Source organism: Cupriavidus mimosae, from assembly GCF_023952485.1.
GTDB classification, from domain to species: Bacteria; Pseudomonadota; Gammaproteobacteria; order Burkholderiales; family Burkholderiaceae; genus Cupriavidus; species Cupriavidus taiwanensis_C.
The window spans coordinates 219,803-239,743 of sequence record NZ_JALHRY010000011.1; the positions used below are offsets into that span (position 1 = coordinate 219,803).

Genomic DNA, 19,941 nt, shown 5'->3' on the forward strand with positions numbered 1-19,941 from the left:
GTCCGCCGGCAATCGTGCCGGTCATGGCGGCAATGCAATCTGAACCGGGCCTGGTGGCGCCCCATCTCCGCACGCACCAGCCCATATTGTTTTCCGTTGCCGGAAAGTGGCGTGCTGCGCGCTTTTGGGCCTGGAGAAGGGGAGAGTATGTCAAAGCGATCGGCACGGGCGCTGGCCTGGGCGGGACTGACGCTTGCCGCGCTGGCCGCACTGGTGGCGTGGATCGGCGTCGATGTGATTCGCCAGTATCAGGAGCGCCTGCTCTACGACGTCGCCGACCACCTGCGGCTGGTGGTGCTGTCGATGGCGCTGGTGCTGGCCACCGGCATCCCGGCCGGGATCGCGCTGAGCCGGCCGTGCATGCGCCGCTGGGCCGACCGGCTGATGCAGGTCTTCAATGTCGGCAATACCGTGCCGTCGCTGGCGGTGCTTGCCCTGGCGCTGGCCGTGCTCGGCATCGGCGAGCGGCCCGCCATCCTGGCGCTGTGGCTGGCCTCGCTGCTGCCGATCGTGCGCAATACCTACGAAGGCCTGCGCAATGTCTCGCCCACGCTGCTGGAAGCGGCGCGCGGCATCGGCATGACCCCGGCCCAGCGCCTGCTGCGCGTGGAACTGCCCAACGCGCTGCCGGTGATGCTGGCCGGCATCCGCATCGCGCTGGTGATCAACGTCGGCACCGTGCCGCTGTCGTTTCTGATCGGCGCCAACAGCCTGGGCGAGCTGATCTTCCCGGGCATCTACCTGAACAACCAGCCGCTGCTGCTGCTGGGCGCCGCCGCCACCGCGCTGCTGGCGCTGGCGCTCGATGCACTGTTTGCCGCCGCCGGCCAGCTCTACCTGCGCCGCCGCGGCCTGGCGCGCTGAACTGGGATACCGAAATGGAAAAGCAGATGCAATACCTCCGCCGCCGCGCGCGTCGGGCGGTGCTGTTGGTGGCGGCGGTCACCGCCTTCGCCGCCGGCCTGGCGCTGGCCACCGCGCCCGAAGCCCGGGCCGCAGGCGCACCCGTCCGCGTGGGCGGCAAGAACTTCACCGAACAACTGCTGCTGTCGTCGATGACCACCAAGTACCTGCGCGCCAAGGGCTTCGACGCCGAGCTGACCGCCGGCCTGGGCAGCACGCTGATGCGCCAGGCCATGGAGAACGACCAGCTCGACGTGGTGTGGGACTACACCGGCACCGCGCTGATCGTGTTCAACAAGGTCGAAGAAAAGCTCGATGCCCGGGAAAGCTATGCGCGCGTCAAGCAGATGGACGGCGCGCGCGGACTGGTGTGGCTCGACGCCTCGGGCATCAACAACACCTATGCGCTGGCCATGCCTAAGGAACGCGCGGCCGCCAGCGGCGCGACCACGCTGTCGGCCTTTGCCGAGCAGATGCGCAAGGCCGGCGCCGACGCCAGCCACCCGTTCGCCGTCGACATGGAATTCGCCGCGCGCCCGGACGGGCTGGAGCCGCTCAAGGCGCTGTACCAGCTGCCATTCTCGCGCCGCGACGTGATCCAGCTCGACCCCGGCCTGGTCTACACCGCGCTGAAGAACAACCAGGTTGAACTGGGTCTGGTCTACGCCACCGACGGCCGCGTGAAGGGCTTCGACCTCGTGCTGCTCGAGGACGACCAGCACTTCTTCCCGCCGTACAACGCGGTGCCGGTGGTGCGCAAGCCGGTGCTCGACCAGCATCCGGAACTGGCGGGCCTGCTCAATGCGCTCGCGGCCAAGCTCGACAACCAGAGCATGACCGAGATGAACTACAAGGTGGACATCGGCCAGCAGCCGGTGGACAAGGTGGCGGAGGACTTCCTGCGCGGCCACGGACTGATCTGAGGAGAGCCGCATGGACTTGTTCGCATACCTGCAGCACAGCTGGCCCACGCTGCTCAAGCTGACCGGCGAGCACCTCGCGCTGGTCGGCTCGGCGGTAGGGCTGGCGATCCTGATCGGGGTGCCGCTGGGCATCGTCATCACGCGTTTCCGCGCGCTGGCCACGCCGCTGCTGGCGGTGGCCACCATTGTGCTGACGCTGCCGTCGATCGCGCTGTTCGGGCTGATGATCCCGGTGTTCGCGCGCTTCGGCCATGCGCTCGGCTACGTGCCCGCGGTGACCGCGGTGTTCCTGTACTCGCTGCTGCCGATCATGCGCAACACCTATACCGCGCTGGCCAACGTCGACCCCGGCATTCAGGAAGCGGGCCGCGGCATCGGCATGACCACCTGGCAGCGGATGCGGCTGGTGGACCTGCCGCTGGCGGTGCCGGTGATCCTCGGCGGCGTGCGTACCGCCGTGGTGATGAATATCGGGGTTGCCACCATTGCCGCCATCATCGGCGCGGGTGGCCTTGGGGTGCTGATCCTGCAAGCGATCAGCCAGAGCAACATGAGCAAGCTGGCCGTGGGCGCGGTCCTGGTCAGCCTGCTCGCCATCGTGGCGGACGCCTTCCTGCAGTGGTTGCAGCGGGCGCTGACGCCGAAGGGGATCCGTCTATGATCGAACTCGACCAACTCACCAAGTCCTTCCCGCAGAAAGACGGCACCGACATGCGCGCCGTCGACGCTGTGTCGCTGACGGTGCCGCGCGGCGAGATCTGCGTCTTCCTGGGGCCCTCGGGCTGCGGCAAGACCACCACGCTGAAGATGATCAACCGGCTGATCGAGCCGACCTCGGGCACGGTGCGGATCGAAGGCGAGGATACGCGCGGCCTCGACGGCGTGACCCTGCGCCGCAAGATCGGCTACGTGATCCAGCAGATCGGCCTGTTCCCCAACATGACCATCGAAGAGAACATCATGGTGGTGCCGCGCCTGCTGGGATGGGACAAAAAGCAGTGCCGCGAGCGCGCCCGCGAGCTGATGGCGATGGTGCAGCTCGATCCCGTCCGGCTGCTGTCGCGCTATCCGCGCGAGCTGTCCGGCGGCCAGCAGCAGCGCATCGGCGTGATCCGCGCGCTGGCGGCCGACGCGCCGCTGCTGCTGATGGACGAGCCCTTCGGCGCGGTCGACCCGATCAACCGCGAGAGCATCCAGAACGAATTCCTGCAGATGCAGCGCCAGCTCGGCAAGACCGTGATCATGGTCTCGCACGATATCGACGAGGCGATCAAGCTGGCCGACAAGGTCGCGGTGTTCCGCCGTGGCAAGCTGGTGCAGTTCGACCACCCCGACGCGCTGCTGGCGCACCCGGCCGACGAGTTCGTGCAGGCCTTCGTCGGCCATGACAACACGCTCAAGCGGCTGTTGCTGGTGCGCGCCGGCGATGCCGCCACCATGCCGCCGAGCTGCCGCCCGGACATGCCGCTGGCCGAGGCACTGGGCGTGATGGACGATGCCGACGTGCGCCACCTGCCGGTGGTGGACGATGCGCAGCGCGCACTGGGCTATGTCACGCGCCGCGACGCGCGCGCGGGCCAGGGCCAGTGCAGCGAGGTGATGCGCCCGTTCGCGGTGACCGCGGCGTTCGACGAGCACCTGCGCATCGTGCTGTCGCGCATGTACCAGCACAACACCAGCTGGCTGCCGGTGATGGGCGCGGACGGCGACTACCTGGGCGAGGTCACGCAGGAATCGATCGCAGGCTACCTGAGTTCCGGCCGTTCGCGCGGCCACGCCGGCGCGCCGGCGACCCCGGCCGCGTCCGCCGCGCCGCTGCGCGCAGCCGCCTGATCGCGTCACCACGCCACGGCGCGAGCGCGGCTTGCGCGCTATGCTAGAGGCATGCTCCGCTGCTGCCGCTCGCCCCTGTGCCTGGTCATTGAAACCCGCTGGCTGGTCCCACGCGGGTTTGACGGCTTCACGCCAGGTCCGCTGATCCTGCTGCGCCCCGGCGCCAGCCAGGCGCTGATCGAACATGAGAAGGTCCACGTGCGCCAGTTCTGGCGCAGCTGGGGCCTGATGGGCGTGCTCTACCTGGCCAGCCGGCGCTGGCGCCTGCGCTATGAAGTCGAAGCCTACCGCGAGCAACTGCGCCACAGCCCGCCGGGCGCGGCCCGCGGGCTGGCACGCGTGCTGGCCACCAAGTACCGTCTCCGGATATCAGAGGCCGAAGCCTACCGACTGCTGAAGCAAGGCCTGCACCACGACGCCGAATGAAAAACGGCCCGCACCAGTCGCTGGCGCGGGCCGTTTTGTTGTCTGGCGGAAGCGGTGAGATTCGAACTCACGGATGGGTCACCCCATCGGCAGTTTTCAAGACTGCTGCCTTAAACCACTCGGCCACGCTTCCGAAAAAAGTGCGGGCATTGTAGCGCGAAGGGCGGGGCCTCCGGCGCAGTGCCGCATGCAGACGCTACGGTCCGGCCGCGCATTATACAAGGCCCGCGCGCATGCATGGTGACTTGCGCAACGGCACGGGCTCAGCCGTAAATTTCTTGCCACATCTGCTGCCGCGTTGTCGGGCTCTGTCTGACAGGGCGGAACCTTCACATCGCGCCATCGCTCATATTGTCGTGCCGGGCACTGCGGTGTGTGCCGCATCCCCGGCTTTCGCCTGGCAACAGAGGAGAACTCAAAATGCGCAAAATGCGAATCCCTAGCAAGACATGGCTGATCGTTCCGGTGGCCGCGGCGGCTGCGCTGGCCGGTTGTGCGGCGCCGTACAACAGCGGCTACGACCAGGGCTACAACACCGGCTCCAACGCGCCGCCCCCGGGTTACCAGACTCCCCCCACCTCACAGGCCCCGGCCGGCGCGGTCTACTACGGCCGCGTGGAATCGATCGAGCCGATCACCAACACGCAAGGCAGCTCGGGCCTGCTCGGCACCGTGATCGGCGGTGCCGCGGGCGGCCTGCTGGGCCACCAGATCGGCGGCGGGCGCGGCCAGACCGCGGCGACCATCGGCGGTGCCGTGGTCGGCGCCGTGGCCGGCAACCAGATCGAGAAGCGCGCGGGCAGCAATACGCAGACGGTCTATCGCGTGAACGTACGGCTCGATGACGGCCGCCTCGCCACGGTGACGCAGTCCAGCCTGGGCAGCCTGCAAGTGGGCATGCGCGCGCGCGTGGCCAACGACATGGCCACGCCGTACTGACCTGCCAGCCTGACGTTTGCCAGAAGTCAAAGGCCACGCGCTAGCGTGGCCTTTTTTTATCGCTGCCGGCGTGCGGGCCGCTCAGTCCTTCAGGAACATCTCTTGCAGGTCGTTGAGGAAGCGCCGGCCCAGTTCGGTGGGGCGGATCGTGGCCAGGTCGGCTTCCAGCAGGCCTTTTTTCTCGGCCTCGGCCAGCTGCTTGCTGATGGTGTGCAGCGGCAGCCCGGTGTAGTCGTGGAAGCTGGAGGCGGGCACGCCATCGGTCAGGCGCAGCGCGTTGAGCATGAACTCGAACGGCAGTTCGTCGGCGCCGACGTCGCGCGCTTCCTGCACGGCGTTGCCGGCCATGGCCTGGGCGATGTAGGTTGCCGGGTGCTTGTGCCGCATCTGGCGCAGCACGCGCTGCGGGAACGACAGCTTGCCGTGCGCGCCGGCACCGATGCCCAGGTAGTCACCGAAGCGCCAGTAGTTGAGGTTGTGGCGCGCCTCGCGATGCGGCTTTGCATAGGCCGAGGTCTCGTAGTGCCGATAGCCCGCCGCGGCCGTGCGCGCTTCGATCCAGTCCTGCATCTCGTACGCCGTGTCGTCGTCGGGCAATGCCGGCGGATACTTCGCAAACAGCGTGTTCGGCTCCAGCGTCAGGTGATACAGCGACAGGTGCGTGGTGCCGCAGGCCAGGGCGGCTTCGACGTCCGCCTGGCATTCCTGCAGGGTCTGGCCAGGCAGCGCGTACATCAGGTCAAGGTTGATGTTGTCGAAGCTGGCCTGGGCGATGTCGATGGCGCGGCGCGCTTCGGCGCCGCCGTGAATGCGGCCCAGTGCCTGCAGGTGCCGGTCGTTGAAGCTCTGGATGCCGATCGACAGCCGGTTGATGCCGCTGGCGCGGTAGCTGGCGAACTTGTCGGCTTCAAAGGTGCCGGGATTGGCCTCCATCGTGATCTCGGCATCGGCGTCGAGCGGCAGCAGGGCGCGGATATCCGACAGCAGCCGGTCCATGCCCGCCGCCGACAGCAGGCTGGGCGTGCCGCCGCCGATAAAGACCGTATGCACCGGGCGGCCCCATACCAGCGGCAGCGACTGCTCCAGGTCCGCGCGCAGCGCATCGAGGTAGAGGTCTTCCGGAATCTCGTGGTTGTCGGCGCCGGGCGCGGCGTGCGAGTTGAAATCGCAATACGGGCACTTGCGCACGCACCACGGGATATGCACGTACAGCGACAGCGGCGGCGAGCCGGGCAGGCTGATCTGCCCGGGCTTGAGCCACAACTGCTTGCTGTCCACGGGCACGGACGCGGAGGCCGGTACGATCGGAATCATCGCGTGGCAGTCTCCGCGGCCTCTGCCTGCAGCCGGGCCACCAGTGCGCGCAGCGCCTGGGCGCGGTGGCTGACGCGGTTTTTCTCCTCAGGCGGCAGCTCCGCAGCGGTCTTGCCCAGCGCCGGCAGCAGGAAGTGCGGGTCGTAGCCGAAGCCGCCCGCGCCGCGCGGCGCGTCGACGACCTCGCCATGCCACACGCCTTCGGCGATGATCGGGCAGGGGTCATCGGCGTGGCGCACGAACACCAGCACGCAGTAGTAGTACGCGTGCCGGTTCAGCTTGCCCGCCAGTTGCGAGACCAGGTAGGCGTTGTTGGCCGAGTCCGACTTGGCCTGCCCGGCCATCTGCGCATAGCGCGCGGAATAGACCCCGGGCGCGCCGCCCAGCGCCTGCACGCAGATGCCGGAGTCGTCGGCCAGCGCGGGCAGGCCGGCCAGCCGGCTGGCGTGGCGGGCCTTGGCCAGCGCGTTCTCGACAAAGGTGGCAAAGGGCTCTTCGGCCTCGGGGATGCCGAGCTCGCCCTGCGTTACCACGTCAAAGCCGAGCGGCGCCAGCAGCGCGCCGAACTCGCGCAGCTTGCCGGGATTGTTGGAGGCCAGCACCAGGCGTTGCATCGCGCGCTCCGCGGCTCAGGCCAGACCCAGCGCTTCGCGCTGGAGCTGCACCAGGCGGGCGATGCCGGCTTCGGCCAGGCGCGTCATGGCGTCGAGGTCGGCGCGGCTGAAGGGCGCGCCCTCGGCGGTGCCCTGCACCTCGACAAAGCCGCCGCTGCCGGTCATGACCACGTTCATGTCGGTGTCGCAGTTGCTGTCCTCGGCGTAGTCGAGATCCAGCACCGGCACGCCGTCGACCATGCCGACCGAGACCGCGGCGACATGGTCGCGGATCGGGCTGGCGGCGATCAGGCCGTCGCGCAACATGGTCGCGACCGCGTCATGGGCGGCGACAAAGGCGCCGGTGATGGCCGCGGTGCGGGTGCCGCCGTCGGCCTGCAGCACGTCGCAGTCGAGGTGCAGGGTGTATTCGCCCAGCGCCGCCAGGTCGAACACCGAGCGCATGGCGCGGCCGATCAGGCGCTGGATTTCCTGGGTGCGGCCGGTCTGCTTGCCGCGCGCGGCCTCGCGGTCGGAACGCGTATGCGTGGCGCGCGGCAGCATGCCGTATTCGGCCGTGACCCAGCCTTCGCCGCTGCCTTTCTTGTGCGGCGGCACCTTGGCCAGCACGCTGGCGGTGCACAGTACCTTGGTATCGCCAAAGGCGCACAGGACCGAGCCTTCGGCGTGGCGGGTGTAGTGGCGGGTAAGGCTGATGGAACGCAGCGCATCGGCTGCGCGGCCGCTGGGTCGCATGAGATGGTTTGTCCGCAAGGGGTAGAAGGGATGAGACCGCGATTCTACCGCTGCCGGCCCGTGCGCGCTGACGCTCTGGCCCGGCCGGCCCTTGCGGAGGCCATCACCGCATCAGGTTGCTGGTCTTGTCGATGGCGGCGCGGATTTCGGCGATGGAGCGCTCGATCTCTTCCTCGGACAACAGGTCGCTGTCGGTGGCGTTGCGCTCGAGGATCGAGGTGGTGAAGGCGTTCAGCGGCAGGGTGTCGGTCATCACCGCATCCTGGCCCGCGGTGTTGGTGTCCAGCTCCCACATCATGGCGATGCCGGTGGTGTTGTCCGCACCTTCGCCGGCCTGCTGCAGCGCCTGGTCGATCAGCGCCGGCACTGCCTGCACCACCGACAGCCGTGACAGCTTGTCCACCAGCACCGGCTCGTCCAGCGGGCCCCACAGGCCGTCGGAGCACAGCAGGGCGACGTCGCCCGGTTCCAGCCGCACCGGCCCGCCCAGATCGATCAGCGGCAGGTTGGGCGAGCCCAGGCAGTTGTAGAGCTTGTTGCGCTCGGGGTGGTTGGCCACCTCCATCGGCAGCACGCGTTCCTGCTGCAACAGGTTCTCGATCTTGGAGTGGTCGCGCGTGCGCGTCAGCAGCCGGCCCTTGCGCAGCAGGTAATAGCGCGAATCGCCGGCGTGCGCCCAGTGGATCTGGCCATGCTGCACCAGGCAGCAGACCACCGTGGTGCGGGGCACGTCGGCCATCTGGTTGGCCTCGGCATAGCGGTGGATCTCGCGGTGCGCCAGCATGATGGTGTCCTGCAGGAACTCGGCCGGGTTGCGCACCGCGGGCCGCGCCTGCAGCTGGAACTGGCGCGCCAGCGTCTGCAGCGCCTGCTGCGCGGCGACTTCGCCGTGGGCGTGGCCGCCCAGGCCGTCGGCCAGCACCATCAGCAGTGCGTCGCGCGTGAAGCAATAGCCCATGCGGTCCTGGTTGACGCGGCGGCCGCCTTTCCTGCTTTCCTGGTAGACAGAGAATCGCATGTTGGCTGGTTGGCTTTCTTTGGGTTCGATGGCCCGGTCGCGCGCGCGGGTGCGTCGCGGCCGGGTTTGTGATTCAGTCGACGCTTGTGCCTGGGGCCGGCTCGTCACGCCGGCGCAGCAGCGTCAGAAAGCGCGAGGTTGCGGGCGCTTTTTCCGGCGGCATGGGGGCGGGTGCCGGGGCCTGGGTCGCGGGCGCCAGCGCCTGCTCGCCGAGCGCGTTGGTCTGCTCGCGCAATTCCTTCTGCAGCCGGAACACGCTCTGCGGGCGGCCCGAGGGCTCCAGCCGCAGGCACCACTCGACCAGGTCGACCAGGCCGTTGGTGTAGCTGCTGCGCAGTCGCACCAGCGCCTCGCCCATGCGGTCATCCTTCTCGCGCTGGTTGGCTTCCTGCGGCGGCAGTCCGGCCATGCAGGCGTAGAGCGTCGCGCCCAGGCTGTAGATGTCGGTCCACGGGCCCAGATCGGTGTGCTTGCCGTACAGTTCCGGCGCGGCGAAGCCGGGCGTGTACATCGGCTGGAAGCGCGCGGCCTCCATGGTCAGGGTCTGCCGCGCGGCGCCGAAATCCAGCAGGATGGGGGACTCGTCCTCGCGCAGGTAGATGTTGCCGGGCTTGATGTCCAGGTGCAGCAGCTTGTGGATATGCACTTCGCGCAGGCCGCTCATCAGGTCGTGGAAGACCTTGCGGATGAAATGCTCGCGCAGCACCTTGGCGCGGCCCTGCTGCCGGGCCGCCAGCACATGTTCCTGCAGCGTCTTGCCCAGCTCGTAGTTCATCACCATGTAGACGGTGGCGTTCTCGCGGAAGAAGTTCACCACGCGCACCACGCTGGGATGGGAAATGCGGGCCAGCGAGCGACCCTCTTCGAAGAAGTACTTCAGGCCCAGCCGGAACGCCGCGGCGTTTTCCTCGGGCACCACGGGGATCAGTTCGCCCGGGTTGCGCCGCGCCAGCGACGACGGCAGGTACTCTTTGATGGCGACCGGCGCGCCGGTTTCGTCGGTGGCCAGGTAGACGAAACTGAACCCCCCGCTGGCCAACTTCTTTACAATACGATAGTTGGACAGCAGCGTGCCGACGGGCAGCGGTGCACTCTTCGGTTGTGGCGTGCCCTTTGGCTCTGTCATGGGAATAGGACGGGAGTTGCCCCCGCGGATTTGCCTCAGGATTGTCCGGGCTAATCGGTCACTTGTAAAGAACACAAATACGGGCGTTATTGCCCGCCTTTCAACGTTTTGAGGGCGTCCCCACAGGCTGCGCCGCGCGCCGGCCGGGCGGGCGTCCGCCGGCAGGCCGCGTCCGCTTCGGGCTGGCGCGGCGCCAATCACGAGAACAACCAATGATCCACAGCATGACAGGCTACGGCCTGGCGACGCGCCAGGCGCCATTGACCAACGCGCAGGGCGAGCCCAGCGGGCGCACCGCGTCCGTCTCGGTGGAATTCCGCACTGTCAATTCGCGTTTCCTCGACCTGTTGTTCCGGGCCCCCGAGGAGTGCCGCGCGTTCGAGCCGGCCTTGCGCGAGATGCTGATGGCCGAGCTGTCGCGCGGCAAGCTGGAATGCCGCATCAATTTGCAGCGCACCGATGCCGGCGGCGCCACCCTGGCGCTGAACGACGGGCTGCTGGCGCAGATCCGCGCGCTCGAAACCACCGTTGCCGCCACCTTCAGCAGCGCCGGCACCCTGCGCATGGGCGAGATCCTGCGCTGGCCTGGCGTGCTGGTCGAGCCGGAGCTGTCGCAGGAGTCGCTGCGCGAGGCCGTGCTCGGCGCCGCGCGCGAGGCGCTCGACCAGTTGCTGGAAGCGCGTCGGCGCGAGGGCGACGCGCTCAAGGCCACGCTGACGGAGCGCATCGACGCCATGCTGGCGATCGTCGAGCGCCTGACCCCGACCATCCCGCAGCTGATCGCGCATCACCAGGAAAAGCTGACCGAGCGCCTGCAGGAAGCCTTCAACCTGGCCGCGCCCAACGGCATGCCGGCGATGAGCCGCGACGAGATCGCCGAGCGCATCCGCCAGGAAGCCACGGTCTACGGCATCCGCATCGATATCGCCGAAGAGCTGTCGCGGCTGCAGGCGCACCTGAACGAAACGCGCCATATCCTGAAGAAGGGCGGCCAGGTGGGCAAGCGCCTGGACTTCATGATGCAGGAGCTCAACCGCGAGGCCAACACGCTGGGCTCCAAGGCCGCCGCCAAGGAGCTGGCCGATGCCTCGATGGAACTCAAGCTGCTGATCGAGCAGATGCGCGAGCAGGTCCAGAATCTAGAGTAAGACAGTCACCGAAACATCATGAGCCCAACTTCTTCAACGGCCGCCAATCCGACCGCCCACGCGACCCCCCACACCGCCATCGACACCGTCTACCCCGGCAACCTCTTCATGGTGGTGGCGCCCTCGGGCGCGGGCAAGTCGACGCTGGTCAACGCGCTGCTGGCGCAGGACCCGGCCATCCGCCTGTCGATCTCGCACACCACGCGCGCACCGCGCCCGGGCGAAGAGGACGGCCGCGAGTACCACTTCGTCACGGTCGACGCCTTCCGCGCCGCGCGCGACCGCGGCGACTTCCTGGAGTGGGCCGAGGTGCACGGCAACTACTACGCAACCTCGCGCGTGTGGATCGAGCAGCAGATGGCGCAAGGCAACGACGTGCTGCTCGAGATCGACTGGCAGGGCGCGCAGCAGGTGCACCAGCGCTTTTCCAACGCGGTGGAGATCTTCATCCTGCCGCCATCGCTGACCGCGCTGGAAGAGCGCCTTAAAAAACGCGGCCAGGACGAGCCCAACGTGATCGTGCGCCGCTTGCTGGCCGCTGGCAGCGAAATGGCCCACGCCTCGGAGTCGGACTACGTCATCATCAACGAGGTCTTCGACGATGCGCTGGAGCAGTTGCGCAACGTCATCAGCGCCACGCGGCTGCGCTTTTCCTCGCAGAAGGCGCGGCATGCGGAGCTGTTCATCGAGCTTGGCATCCACTGAAACGATGCCCGCCGATGACAGCCGCGCGGGGCGCCGCCGGCGTTTCCCGCCGCGTGCTGTAAAATAGCAACCCAACGTAAGGTTTTGTCCCAAGGTGGATTTGATATGGCGCGTATTACCGTCGAAGATTGTCTGAAACACATTCCGAATCGTTTCGAGCTCGCGCTGGCGGCCACGTACCGTGCGCGCCAGCTGGTGCAGGGCCACACGCCCAAGGTCGAAGCGAAGGACAAGCCGACCGTGGTGGCACTGCGCGAGATCGCGTCGGGCCAGGTCGGCATCGAGATGCTGAAAAAGGTCCCGACCTGATCGACCAGGCGGCCCATGGCTCATCCCTGTATCGTGCCAGCACTGTTCCAGGCTCCCCAGCCGGATTCCCCGGGCCGCCGCCATGCCATCGCCGCATCCGCCCTCCAAGCCTCCATCCCAGCCGTCGCCGACCGCGGTCGTGCCGGCGCCTGGCGATGCGGCCCCGCCCGCGGCGCGTAAGCGCACCATTCCGGGCCAGTCTTCCGTGAACGCGCGCACCGGCGCTCCCAATCTTCCCGATCCGCTCGGCGACGATGTTGTCGGCGAGCGCGCCGTCGCGCCCGCGCTGGCCCCGGGCAAGGCGCGCGGCGCGGCGGTGCAGGATGAACTGGCCGCGGTGCAGCAAGTGGCGCCGCCGGCAGCCGACAGCCTGTTTATCGATGCAGTGCTGGCGCAGTCATACCGGCACTTCTTCGGCCCGACCTCGCAACCCGCGGTGCCGCCGCGCCAGCAGGTCATCTCCATCACCCGGCTGATGGAGAAGCTCTCGTACCTGAAGGCGCCCGACCTGGCGCGCGTACGCGAGGCCTTCCAGTTCTCCGACGAGGCCCACCTGGGCCAGTACCGCCAGAGCGGCGAGCCCTACATCACCCATCCGGTGGCGGTGGCCGAGCTGTGCGCGGACTGGAAGCTGGACGTGCAGTCCATCATGGCGGCGCTGCTGCACGACGTGATGGAAGACCAGGGCATCACCAAGAGCGAGCTGGCCGAGAAATTCGGCCCCAAGGTCGCCGAACTGGTCGATGGCCTGACCAAGCTGGACAAGCTCGAATTCCAGAGCCGCGAGCAGGCGCAGGCGGAGAGCTTCCGCAAGATGCTGCTGGCGATGGCGCGCGACGTGCGCGTGATCCTGGTGAAGCTGGCCGACCGTACGCACAACATGCGTACGCTCGACTTCGTGCCGCCGGAGAAGCGCCGCCGCATCGCGCTCGAGACCATGGAGATCTATGCGCCGATCGCGCACCGTCTCGGTCTCAACACGATCTACCGCGAGCTGCAGGAACTGTCGTTCAAGGTCGGCTCGCCGTTCCGCTACGCCACGCTCGAAAAAGCCGTCAAGGCCGCGCGCGGCAACCGGCGCGAAGTGGTCAAGCGCATCCTCGAGGCCGCGCAGAAGGGGCTGGCCGATGCCGGCATCGTGGCCGAGCTGTCCGGGCGCGAGAAGACGCTGTACAGCATCTACCGCAAGATGCATGACAAGCAGTTGTCGTTCTCGCAGGTGCTGGACGTGTACGGTTTCCGTGTGGTGGTGGAAACGCAGATGCACTGCTACATGGCGATGGGCGCGCTGCATGGGCTGTACAAGCCGATGCCGGGCAAGTTCAAGGACTACATCGCGATCCCCAAGATCAACGGCTACCAGTCGCTGCACACCACGCTGGTGGGGCCGTTCGGCACGCCGGTGGAGTTCCAGATCCGCACGCGCGACATGCACCAGATCGCCGAAGCCGGCGTGGCCGCGCACTGGATGTACAAGCACCAGGCCGACCACGCCAACGATATCCAGCAGCAGGCGCACCAGTGGCTGCAGTCGCTGCTCGATATCCAGAGCCAGACCGGCGATTCGCAGGAATTCCTCGAGCACGTCAAGATCGACCTGTTCCCGGACGCGGTCTACGTGTTCACGCCCAAGGGCCATATCCGCGCGCTGCCGCGCGGCGCCACCGCGCTGGACTTTGCCTACGCGGTGCACAGCGACCTGGGCAACCAGTGCGTCGCGGTCAAGATCAACAACGAGATGCTGCCGCTGCGCACCGAGCTCAAGAGCGGCGACATCGTCGAGGTGGTGACGGCGCCGTACTCCAAGCCGAATCCGGCGTGGCTGTCGTTCGTGCGCACCGGCAAGGCGCGCGCGGCGATCCGCCACTACCTGAAAACCACCAAGCTGGACGAGGCGATCCAGCTGGGCGAGCGCCTGCTGGAGCAGTCGGCGCGCCAGCTCGGCATCGAGCTGAAGGCGGTGCCGCAGTCGGTGTGGGACCGCATGATCCAGTGGACCGGCAACAAGCAGCGCGAGGACATCTTCGCCGACCTGGCGCTGGGCCGGCGCGTGCCGGCGGTGGTGGCCAAGCGCATGGAGATCCTGCTGCAGGAACTGTCCGGCGATGTCGACAGCGCGCTGCTGGCGGCGGTGCAGACCTTTGCCGGCGAAGAAGCGCCCGCGGTGCCGATCACCGGCGACGAAGGCATGTCGATCATCTTTTCGGCGTGCTGCCGCCCGATCCCCGGCGATTCCATCGTCGGCTACCTGGGCAAGGGCGAAGGGCTGCAGATCCACGTGCAGGACTGCAAGATCGCCAAGCGCCTGCACAGCAAGGATCCGGAGCACTGGATCGAGGTCATGTGGGCAAAGAAGACCACGCGCGCCTTCGATGTGTCGATCAAGGTGATGGTGCGCAACGTCAAGGGCATCGTCGCGCGCGTGGCGGCGGACCTGACCGCCGCCGACGCCAACGTTGCCCACGTGGCGATGGAACAGCAGGACGCCGGCCAGCAGGAAGCCACCTACATGCAGTTCATCATCCAGGTGCAGAACCGCCTGCACCTGGCCAACGTGATGCGCGGGCTGCGCCGCAACCCGGACGTCATTCGCATCTTCCGCGACCGCAACGATAACTAAAGCGCCAGCTTACTGCTTGCGCGCCGGATAGCGGACTTCCAGGATATCGATCTGCTCGACGCCGGCCGGCGTGCGCAACGCCACGGTGTCGCCTTCGCGCGCCTTGAGCAGGGCCTTGGCGATCGGCGAGATCCAGCTGACGTGGTTGTGGTCGAGGTCCACCTCGTCCATGCCGACGATGGTGATGGTGGTTTCTTCGCCCGAGGCATGCGCGTAGGTGACGGTGGCGCCAAAGAAGATCTGGTCGTTGTCGCCCTGCAGGGACGGGTCGACCACTTCGGCCTTGTCCAGTCGGCGCGTCAGGAAGCGGATGCGGCGGTCGATCTCGCGCAGGCGCTTCTTGCCATAGAGATAGTCGCCGTTCTCGGAGCGGTCGCCATTGGACGCCGCCCACGAGACGATCTGCACCACGTCGGGCCGCTCGACATCGATCAGCTGCATCAGCTCGTTGCGCAGGCGCGCATAGCCGTCCGCGGTGATGTAGTTCTTGGTGCCGGGTGGCAGCGGCGCTGCGCCTTCGGGAAGATCGTCGTCCTCGTCGCCAGAGGACTCTTTGACAAATGCCTTGTTCATGGTCTGGATCACTTCTTTAGTCTGCCATTATAGGAAAAGCCCGCTGGCAGGCCGCGCCAGGGCGGGTCTGCCTCGACCCGCGCCAATAAAGATCGCAAAAAAGTTGGCAGGGGGCTTCACAAAAACGAAAACTGGGTTATAATCTTTTTCTCGCGTGCGGCTGTAGCTCAGTTGGATAGAGTACTTGGCTACGAACCAAGGGGTCGTGGGTTCGAATCCTGCCAGCCGCGCCACCTATGCAGAAAGAAAAAGGGCTTCCGGAAACGGAAGCCCTTTTTCTTTGTCCTTTGCCGCTCAAGTGTGTGTGCCGTCTTGCCGCGCGCTCGCGTTAAGCCTTGCGGTCGCGCGTGGCGCCTCCTAGTCTCGAAGAACCATCACGGATCCGGGAGTCGGGCGCATGGAAAACGCAGACTGGCGCGTCGAGGCATATCGCGGCATGGACGTCTACGTCCTGGTGTCGCCGCAGGGGCAGGACAGCATCGGCCGCTGGGGTTATGAAGTACGCGTGTCGCAGGAAGGTGCCGATCCGGCCGATGCGGGCGATACCGAACTGCTCGCCAGCGGGCCGCAGCAGTTCGCCACGCGCCATGCAGCCGAGGTGGCCGCGTTCGGCGCCGGCTATGCACTGGTCGATCGCCTGCTGGGTCCTGCCGAGTAAGTTGGGCGAGCCATCGCGCTCGCAGCGATTTATGTCACGTTGTGATGTATTGACTCGCCGGCGACGAACGATTTGATGCAAAGACACAAATAGTGCTTGCCATGCGCGGTCGGATCACCCATAATCCATCTCCTTCAGACGCGGGGTGGAGCAGTTGGCAGCTCGTCGGGCTCATAACCCGAAGGTCGCAGGTTCAAGTCCTGCCCCCGCAACCAACGCCTGGCATCAGCCATCCGCGGCAACCGCCGCGATCCCTCAAGCGTTGTTCCTCAGGCCGACCGGCCAAATCCCCTTAGCGTTTTGATATCGATGCCAATGCAGCAGTGCGCGCATGGACTCACGGCGCATCAATGTCAGGCAGGCACGCGTTCCGCCGCAAGCCTGAAGGTGTCGCGCACCAGCGGCTGGTCTTCGCGGTCGGCCGCGTCGGCGCGATCGCGCAAGCGTGCGGCGAGCACCGTCAGCGTTCCCTGTGCCTGCGGCCCGCCGGCGGCCTGGCACGTGGTCACCGCTTCGCGCATTACCGCATCGAGTTCGCCGCTGACGTCGGCACCATCGAAGGCGCTGACCGAAAGGGCCGAGATGCGTTCCAGGTAGAGATTGACCAGCGCTTCGTCGTGTAGCGGTTCGGACATGTCTGCTCCTTGTCGATGACGGCATACCCGAACCATTGTAGTGAAGGCGCCGCCTGCCCGGGATCAAGCAATAATGAATCTTGTTCGGGGCCTGTGCTGGATGGGCGCATCCGCCAGGTGGCGCAGGAGCTTGGCCAGGCGCACGAATGGGTGATCGGCCTGACCGGCGCCTATCACAACCTGCTGCGGCGCTGGGCCGACGCCTGAGCGCTGCCGGCGCCCGTGCAGGCGCGCGGTATTGGATCCGCGAAGATGAAGAGGGCGACTAGTCGTCGCGCCGTCGCTGGTTCTGCAACAGCTCGATGGGGGAGGGCTGGATGCGCCGCCGCGCCGGACGCAGCGCCCGGTTCGGCCACAGCACATAGTTGGTGTGCGGGTCCAGCGGCTTGCCGAAGTACGAGACCCAGACCTGTACGCCCTGCTCGGTTTCGGCAACGATGGCCGCGACGGCGCGCGCCGCGGCGGATGGGGACTTGAGCAGCTCGGCCAGGGCTTCGACGCCCTGCACCACATGGTGCTTCACCCCTGCAAACCATGCGTACTGACGCATGGCGGACAACAAACGCTTGGTCATGAACGCGACTCGGGTTGTTTGGAAGTGCGAATGAGACTTTCGTACATCCGTTTTGTTCACAGCAAATTCGCCCGGCAAGTATGACTGAGGCGCCATGTCGCAGGTGTGTCACCTGCTTGCCGTGCGTGGCTGGCGTCTCCCGGTGCTGGCCGCATCACGCGGTGCGCGGCGGGGCGGGAGCCAAGGCAGAGAGTACCATCGCCAGCCGGTCCAGGGCAGGGTCGATATCCAGCAGATCGATCGCGCCGAAGCCAAGCAGCAGCCCGGCGCAACTCGCTGGCGGACTGGCATAGCACGGGTCCAGCGTGGCCAGTTCCAGGTCCGCCAGCCGCGCCATCGACACCAGCGCCTCGGTGGCGACCGGCACCCGCAGCCGTGCCGCCAGGTGGAAGCCGGCCACCGCCGGCAGCGGCTCCAGCCACGGCGACAGGTCGCCCTGCAGCCGTGCCAGCAAGCGCGCGCGGCGCTGGGCATGGCGCGCATGCGAACGCCGGATGTGGCGCAGCAGGTGGCCCTCGGACAGAAAGCGCGCCAGCGCCTGCTGCAGCAGCGTCGGCGTGTACCAGTCCATCAGGTGCTTGACCTTGCGCGCCGCCGGCATCAGCCACGGCGGCACCACCACATAGCCGCCGCGCAGGTTGGCCGCCAGGGTCTTGGAGAACGTGCCCAGGTAGACCACGCGGCCGTGCCGGTCCAGCGTCTGCAGCGCATCCAGCGCCTGGCCGCCGTAGCGGAACTCGCTGTCGTAGTCGTCTTCCAGGATCACCGCATGGCGGCGCGCGGCCCAGTCGAGCAGGGCCTGGCGCCGCGCCAGGCTCATTGGCACGCCCAGCGGCGACTGGTGCGAGGGCGTGACATAGACCAGGGTTGCGTCGTTGGGCAGCGCCGCCACCACCAGGCCTTCGTCATCGACCGGCACCGGCACGACCCGCGCGCCAAGGCCCTGGAACAAGGCGCGTGCCATCGGATAGCCGGGGTCCTCGATCGCCACCACCGCGCCCGGCCCGAGCAGCAGCCGGGCCAGCAGATCGATGCCCTGTTGCGCGCCGCTGGTGACGAGGATGTCCGTCGGCGCGCTCTGCACGCCGCGGGTGAAGGCGATGTGGCGCGCGATTGCCTGGCGCAGTGTCATCTCGCCAGCGGGATCGGCCGGGCCGGGCGCACGCGTGCGCTCGGCCGTGAGCGCCGCGCGCACGCAGCGCGACCAGGCTTCATGCGGAAAGCGGGTGGTATCGGCCTGCCCGGGCTGGAAGGCATAGCGGGCGCCGCCGATTGGCCCCAGGAACGGAGTCGGCACGGCCAGCCAGCGCTGCACCGCCGGCGGCAGCACCGGCGCCGCGGCGCTACGCACCGCCGGCCGCGCCAGCCCTGGCGCGACATAGGTGCCGTCGCCGACGCGCGCGTGCAGCCAGCCTTCCGCCACCAGCCGCTCATAGGCGGTGGTCACGGTCTTGCGCGCCACGCCCAGTTGCGTGCCGAGCAGGCGCGAGGGCGGCATGCGTGCGCCGGCTTCGAGCCGGCCGCCCTGGATCGCGTCGCGGATGTGGTGGACGATCTGCGCGGTCAGGTCGCCGGCATGGTCCAGGGCCAGGTGCAGTTCCATCGCGGATTGCGTCGATTTCGATTGGTCTACTGATTCTGCCGGAAATTGGCAGTGTACGGGGCCAATCTGGAGGGCTATCGTTCATTCCGTCGGGCGCCGAACCAGCGCCCGCTGCATCGAACCTGAATCCAACCTGCTGAACCTGCTGAACCTGCTTAAGGAGATCGATCATGGAAGAACGGATGAACTGGCAAGACGTGGCCCCCGACGCCTACAAGGCGATGATCGGCGTCGAGGTCTACCTGGCGCGCTGCTCGCTGGAAACCACGCTGAAGGAACTGGTCAAGATCCGCGCTTCGCAGATCAACGGCTGCGCCTTCTGCCTGGACATGCACGTAACCGACGCGCGCAAGCACGGCGAAAGCGAGCGCCGCCTGAATCTGCTGCCGGCCTGGCGTGAAGTGAGCTGGTTCACCCCGCGCGAGCGCGCCGCGCTGGCGTGGACCGAGGCGCTGACGCTGCTGCCGCAAAGCCAGGCGCCGGATGCGGACTACCAGGCGCTGCGCGAGCAGTTCTCGGAAAAGGAGATGGCCGACCTGACGCTGCTGATCTCGGCAATCAACGCGTGGAACCGCTTTGGGGTCGGCTTCCGCCGCCAGCCGCCGGCGCTCTGAAGCCCGCACTCCCGCCAGCTTGGCTGACCGCGCGCCGGCTTGTCGATTGACAAGCCGGCGCGCGCTGCATTAGCTTCGGTTGCAGCGACTGCACATCTGGCAACGGCCCGCGGTGGCGGCATGGGAGGCGTGGTGCCTGGGCAGCAGCGACCGCATGGCCGACGTGATGATAGGCTATGCCAATGGCTTTCCGCGTGTAGTGTGACGTCCCCCGCCAGGAGTCTGCCCATGACCGAAGACACCCTGCTGCAACTGATGACGGAAGTCGAGAAGGAAGACCCGATCGACTACGCCGACCTGCCGTTCGACGATGCCGCGCTGCGCCGGCTGGCCTGCCGCCTGATCGCCGAGCGCTCCAGCGAGCTGGAAGCGTCCGGCCTGCCGGTGGAGGCACTGCTGGCCACGATGTGGGCCTCGACCGCCAAGCTGGTGCTGGAGAACCTGGTGCTCAACGCGCGCCTGCTGACGCTGCAGGGCCAGCCCGACGACGCACGCGCGCTGATCGAGCGCATCGCCCGCCAGTCGCGCGGCGACGGCTGATTCGCCGCTGGCCGGCATGTGCGCCGGCCCCGCCATGTGCCGCAGCCGGCGCAAGCTGCGGTGCCCCCGCCGTTTCGCTAAAATACGGGTTTTCGCCCAGCCGGGCCGCGCCATGCGGCGCAGACGGCTGA

General features: G+C 67.5%; 23 protein-coding genes and 3 tRNA genes. 16 read left to right on the forward strand and 10 right to left on the reverse strand.

Features of this window, described 5'->3' with window-relative positions; all coding sequences use genetic code 11:
• Nucleotides 1-147: 147 nt before the first annotated feature.
• From MKD50_RS21030 to MKD50_RS21050, 5 genes are read left to right on the forward strand one after another with little or no spacing between them, the layout of a single operon-like run.
• Complete coding sequence (locus MKD50_RS21030; RefSeq protein WP_252668544.1) at nucleotides 148-864, forward strand: ABC transporter permease; 717 nt, start codon at nucleotides 148-150, stop codon at nucleotides 862-864.
• A 26-nt stretch (nucleotides 865-890) separates the two neighbouring features.
• Nucleotides 891-1,826: a glycine betaine ABC transporter substrate-binding protein gene (locus MKD50_RS21035; protein WP_115706578.1), complete on the forward strand. Its 936-nt coding sequence runs from the start codon at nucleotides 891-893 to the stop codon at nucleotides 1,824-1,826.
• A 10-nt stretch (nucleotides 1,827-1,836) separates the two neighbouring features.
• The gene (locus MKD50_RS21040) at nucleotides 1,837-2,487 is read left to right on the forward strand and encodes an ABC transporter permease (RefSeq protein ID WP_252668546.1); all 651 of its coding nucleotides are present in this window, start codon (nucleotides 1,837-1,839) and stop codon (nucleotides 2,485-2,487) included.
• Nucleotides 2,484-3,659, forward strand: coding sequence for an osmoprotectant ABC transporter ATP-binding protein OsmV (locus tag MKD50_RS21045; RefSeq protein ID WP_252668547.1), 1,176 nt, complete (start codon nucleotides 2,484-2,486; stop codon nucleotides 3,657-3,659). The genes MKD50_RS21040 and MKD50_RS21045 overlap by 4 nt, the downstream gene beginning before the upstream one ends.
• A gap of 51 nt (nucleotides 3,660-3,710) precedes the next feature.
• A complete protein-coding gene (locus MKD50_RS21050) occupies nucleotides 3,711-4,085 on the forward strand; it encodes a hypothetical protein (protein ID WP_252668550.1) in 375 nt (124 codons plus the stop codon).
• 43 nt (nucleotides 4,086-4,128) lie between these two features.
• On the opposite strand, the gene MKD50_RS21055 is transcribed toward MKD50_RS21050, so the two are convergent.
• Nucleotides 4,129-4,218: transfer RNA gene (locus MKD50_RS21055), tRNA-Ser, on the reverse strand.
• Nucleotides 4,219-4,514: 296 nt separating this feature from the next.
• Between MKD50_RS21055 and MKD50_RS21060 the strand changes: the two genes are divergently transcribed.
• Nucleotides 4,515-5,024: an outer membrane lipoprotein gene (locus MKD50_RS21060; protein WP_240074620.1), complete on the forward strand. Its 510-nt coding sequence runs from the start codon at nucleotides 4,515-4,517 to the stop codon at nucleotides 5,022-5,024.
• A gap of 81 nt (nucleotides 5,025-5,105) precedes the next feature.
• Here MKD50_RS21060 and hemW read toward each other — a convergent pair whose 3' ends face one another.
• The 5 genes from hemW to MKD50_RS21085 all read right to left on the reverse strand — a co-directional run bounded on the left by hemW (nucleotide 5,106) and on the right by MKD50_RS21085 (nucleotide 9,831).
• The gene (hemW, locus tag MKD50_RS21065; protein ID WP_252668552.1) at nucleotides 5,106-6,338 is read right to left on the reverse strand and encodes a radical SAM family heme chaperone HemW; all 1,233 of its coding nucleotides are present in this window, start codon (nucleotides 6,336-6,338) and stop codon (nucleotides 5,106-5,108) included.
• The gene (gene rdgB / locus MKD50_RS21070) at nucleotides 6,335-6,952 is read right to left on the reverse strand and encodes an RdgB/HAM1 family non-canonical purine NTP pyrophosphatase (RefSeq protein ID WP_115706350.1); all 618 of its coding nucleotides are present in this window, start codon (nucleotides 6,950-6,952) and stop codon (nucleotides 6,335-6,337) included. The genes hemW and rdgB overlap by 4 nt, the downstream gene beginning before the upstream one ends.
• Nucleotides 6,953-6,967: 15 nt before the next feature.
• The gene (rph, locus tag MKD50_RS21075) at nucleotides 6,968-7,687 is read right to left on the reverse strand and encodes a ribonuclease PH (protein WP_111519003.1); all 720 of its coding nucleotides are present in this window, start codon (nucleotides 7,685-7,687) and stop codon (nucleotides 6,968-6,970) included.
• A 103-nt stretch (nucleotides 7,688-7,790) separates the two neighbouring features.
• Complete coding sequence (locus tag MKD50_RS21080) at nucleotides 7,791-8,705, reverse strand: PP2C family protein-serine/threonine phosphatase (RefSeq protein WP_115706352.1); 915 nt, start codon at nucleotides 8,703-8,705, stop codon at nucleotides 7,791-7,793.
• A gap of 73 nt (nucleotides 8,706-8,778) precedes the next feature.
• A complete protein-coding gene (locus MKD50_RS21085; RefSeq protein WP_252668554.1) occupies nucleotides 8,779-9,831 on the reverse strand; it encodes a serine/threonine protein kinase in 1,053 nt (350 codons plus the stop codon).
• 212 nt (nucleotides 9,832-10,043) lie between these two features.
• Between MKD50_RS21085 and MKD50_RS21090 the strand changes: the two genes are divergently transcribed.
• From MKD50_RS21090 to MKD50_RS21105, 4 genes are all read left to right on the forward strand, one after another.
• On the forward strand, nucleotides 10,044-10,979 hold the full coding sequence (locus MKD50_RS21090; protein WP_062797481.1) for a YicC/YloC family endoribonuclease: 936 nt from the start codon (nucleotides 10,044-10,046) through the stop codon (nucleotides 10,977-10,979).
• 108 nt (nucleotides 10,980-11,087) lie between these two features.
• Nucleotides 11,088-11,684: a guanylate kinase gene (gene gmk, locus MKD50_RS21095; protein WP_240073919.1), complete on the forward strand. Its 597-nt coding sequence runs from the start codon at nucleotides 11,088-11,090 to the stop codon at nucleotides 11,682-11,684.
• 105 nt (nucleotides 11,685-11,789) lie between these two features.
• Nucleotides 11,790-11,993, forward strand: a complete 204-nt coding sequence (rpoZ, locus tag MKD50_RS21100; RefSeq protein ID WP_006578656.1) for a DNA-directed RNA polymerase subunit omega — start codon at nucleotides 11,790-11,792, stop codon at nucleotides 11,991-11,993.
• A gap of 205 nt (nucleotides 11,994-12,198) precedes the next feature.
• Entirely contained in the window at nucleotides 12,199-14,613 is a 2,415-nt protein-coding gene (locus MKD50_RS21105) for a RelA/SpoT family protein (protein ID WP_252668556.1), read from the forward strand.
• A gap of 9 nt (nucleotides 14,614-14,622) precedes the next feature.
• Here MKD50_RS21105 and greB read toward each other — a convergent pair whose 3' ends face one another.
• Entirely contained in the window at nucleotides 14,623-15,186 is a 564-nt protein-coding gene (gene greB / locus MKD50_RS21110; protein ID WP_115706581.1) for a transcription elongation factor GreB, read from the reverse strand.
• Between the two features lie 156 nt (nucleotides 15,187-15,342).
• On the opposite strand from greB, the gene MKD50_RS21115 reads away from it, so the two are divergent.
• The 3 genes from MKD50_RS21115 to MKD50_RS21125 all read left to right on the forward strand — a co-directional run bounded on the left by MKD50_RS21115 (nucleotide 15,343) and on the right by MKD50_RS21125 (nucleotide 16,059).
• Nucleotides 15,343-15,419: transfer RNA gene (locus MKD50_RS21115), tRNA-Arg, on the forward strand.
• Between the two features lie 164 nt (nucleotides 15,420-15,583).
• Nucleotides 15,584-15,844, forward strand: coding sequence for a hypothetical protein (locus MKD50_RS21120; protein WP_115706355.1), 261 nt, complete (start codon nucleotides 15,584-15,586; stop codon nucleotides 15,842-15,844).
• A 139-nt stretch (nucleotides 15,845-15,983) separates the two neighbouring features.
• Nucleotides 15,984-16,059: transfer RNA gene (locus MKD50_RS21125), tRNA-Met, on the forward strand.
• A 138-nt stretch (nucleotides 16,060-16,197) separates the two neighbouring features.
• Here the strand turns inward: MKD50_RS21125 and MKD50_RS21130 are convergent.
• A complete protein-coding gene (locus MKD50_RS21130) occupies nucleotides 16,198-16,479 on the reverse strand; it encodes a hypothetical protein (protein WP_115706356.1) in 282 nt (93 codons plus the stop codon).
• Nucleotides 16,480-16,572: 93 nt separating this feature from the next.
• Here MKD50_RS21130 and MKD50_RS21135 point away from each other — a divergent pair, with 93 nt between their 5' ends.
• Nucleotides 16,573-16,686: a hypothetical protein gene (locus tag MKD50_RS21135; protein ID WP_252668558.1), complete on the forward strand. Its 114-nt coding sequence runs from the start codon at nucleotides 16,573-16,575 to the stop codon at nucleotides 16,684-16,686.
• A gap of 58 nt (nucleotides 16,687-16,744) precedes the next feature.
• Here the strand turns inward: MKD50_RS21135 and MKD50_RS21140 are convergent, their stop codons facing one another.
• On the reverse strand, nucleotides 16,745-17,053 hold the full coding sequence (locus tag MKD50_RS21140) for a hypothetical protein (protein WP_018006974.1): 309 nt from the start codon (nucleotides 17,051-17,053) through the stop codon (nucleotides 16,745-16,747).
• 154 nt (nucleotides 17,054-17,207) lie between these two features.
• Nucleotides 17,208-18,656: a MocR-like pyridoxine biosynthesis transcription factor PdxR gene (gene pdxR / locus MKD50_RS21145; RefSeq protein ID WP_240073921.1), complete on the reverse strand. Its 1,449-nt coding sequence runs from the start codon at nucleotides 18,654-18,656 to the stop codon at nucleotides 17,208-17,210.
• A 170-nt stretch (nucleotides 18,657-18,826) separates the two neighbouring features.
• Here pdxR and MKD50_RS21150 point away from each other — a divergent pair, with 170 nt between their 5' ends.
• Both MKD50_RS21150 and MKD50_RS21155 read left to right on the forward strand, forming a co-directional pair.
• Nucleotides 18,827-19,270, forward strand: a complete 444-nt coding sequence (locus MKD50_RS21150; protein ID WP_115679775.1) for a carboxymuconolactone decarboxylase family protein — start codon at nucleotides 18,827-18,829, stop codon at nucleotides 19,268-19,270.
• 228 nt (nucleotides 19,271-19,498) lie between these two features.
• Nucleotides 19,499-19,810 (forward strand): hypothetical protein, encoded by a 312-nt coding sequence (locus tag MKD50_RS21155; protein WP_252668559.1) that lies wholly within the window; start codon nucleotides 19,499-19,501, stop codon nucleotides 19,808-19,810.
• Nucleotides 19,811-19,941: the final 131 nt, after the last annotated feature.

What these genes read in the sequence shown, in the direction of transcription:
- rdgB (WP_115706350.1), bottom strand. Translation starts at nt 6,952, where the DNA reads ATGCAACGCCTGGTGCTGGCCTCCAACAATCCCGGCAAGCTGCGCGAG.
- MKD50_RS21060 (WP_240074620.1), top strand. Translation starts at nt 4,515, where the DNA reads ATGCGAATCCCTAGCAAGACATGGCTGATCGTTCCGGTGGCCGCGGCG.
- MKD50_RS21130 (WP_115706356.1), bottom strand. Translation starts at nt 16,479, where the DNA reads ATGTCCGAACCGCTACACGACGAAGCGCTGGTCAATCTCTACCTGGAA.
- rpoZ (WP_006578656.1), top strand. Translation starts at nt 11,790, where the DNA reads ATGGCGCGTATTACCGTCGAAGATTGTCTGAAACACATTCCGAATCGT.
- MKD50_RS21040 (WP_252668546.1), top strand. Translation starts at nt 1,837, where the DNA reads ATGGACTTGTTCGCATACCTGCAGCACAGCTGGCCCACGCTGCTCAAG.
- gmk (WP_240073919.1), top strand. Translation starts at nt 11,088, where the DNA reads ATGGTGGTGGCGCCCTCGGGCGCGGGCAAGTCGACGCTGGTCAACGCG.
- pdxR (WP_240073921.1), bottom strand. Translation starts at nt 18,656, where the DNA reads ATGGAACTGCACCTGGCCCTGGACCATGCCGGCGACCTGACCGCGCAG.
- MKD50_RS21045 (WP_252668547.1), top strand. Translation starts at nt 2,484, where the DNA reads ATGATCGAACTCGACCAACTCACCAAGTCCTTCCCGCAGAAAGACGGC.
- hemW (WP_252668552.1), bottom strand. Translation starts at nt 6,338, where the DNA reads ATGATTCCGATCGTACCGGCCTCCGCGTCCGTGCCCGTGGACAGCAAG.
- greB (WP_115706581.1), bottom strand. Translation starts at nt 15,186, where the DNA reads ATGAACAAGGCATTTGTCAAAGAGTCCTCTGGCGACGAGGACGACGAT.
- MKD50_RS21090 (WP_062797481.1), top strand. Translation starts at nt 10,044, where the DNA reads ATGATCCACAGCATGACAGGCTACGGCCTGGCGACGCGCCAGGCGCCA.
- MKD50_RS21085 (WP_252668554.1), bottom strand. Translation starts at nt 9,831, where the DNA reads ATGACAGAGCCAAAGGGCACGCCACAACCGAAGAGTGCACCGCTGCCC.
- MKD50_RS21035 (WP_115706578.1), top strand. Translation starts at nt 891, where the DNA reads ATGCAATACCTCCGCCGCCGCGCGCGTCGGGCGGTGCTGTTGGTGGCG.
- MKD50_RS21030 (WP_252668544.1), top strand. Translation starts at nt 148, where the DNA reads ATGTCAAAGCGATCGGCACGGGCGCTGGCCTGGGCGGGACTGACGCTT.
- MKD50_RS21140 (WP_018006974.1), bottom strand. Translation starts at nt 17,053, where the DNA reads ATGACCAAGCGTTTGTTGTCCGCCATGCGTCAGTACGCATGGTTTGCA.
- MKD50_RS21155 (WP_252668559.1), top strand. Translation starts at nt 19,499, where the DNA reads ATGACCGAAGACACCCTGCTGCAACTGATGACGGAAGTCGAGAAGGAA.
- MKD50_RS21120 (WP_115706355.1), top strand. Translation starts at nt 15,584, where the DNA reads ATGGAAAACGCAGACTGGCGCGTCGAGGCATATCGCGGCATGGACGTC.
- rph (WP_111519003.1), bottom strand. Translation starts at nt 7,687, where the DNA reads ATGCGACCCAGCGGCCGCGCAGCCGATGCGCTGCGTTCCATCAGCCTT.
- MKD50_RS21050 (WP_252668550.1), top strand. Translation starts at nt 3,711, where the DNA reads ATGCTCCGCTGCTGCCGCTCGCCCCTGTGCCTGGTCATTGAAACCCGC.
- MKD50_RS21080 (WP_115706352.1), bottom strand. Translation starts at nt 8,705, where the DNA reads ATGCGATTCTCTGTCTACCAGGAAAGCAGGAAAGGCGGCCGCCGCGTC.
- MKD50_RS21150 (WP_115679775.1), top strand. Translation starts at nt 18,827, where the DNA reads ATGGAAGAACGGATGAACTGGCAAGACGTGGCCCCCGACGCCTACAAG.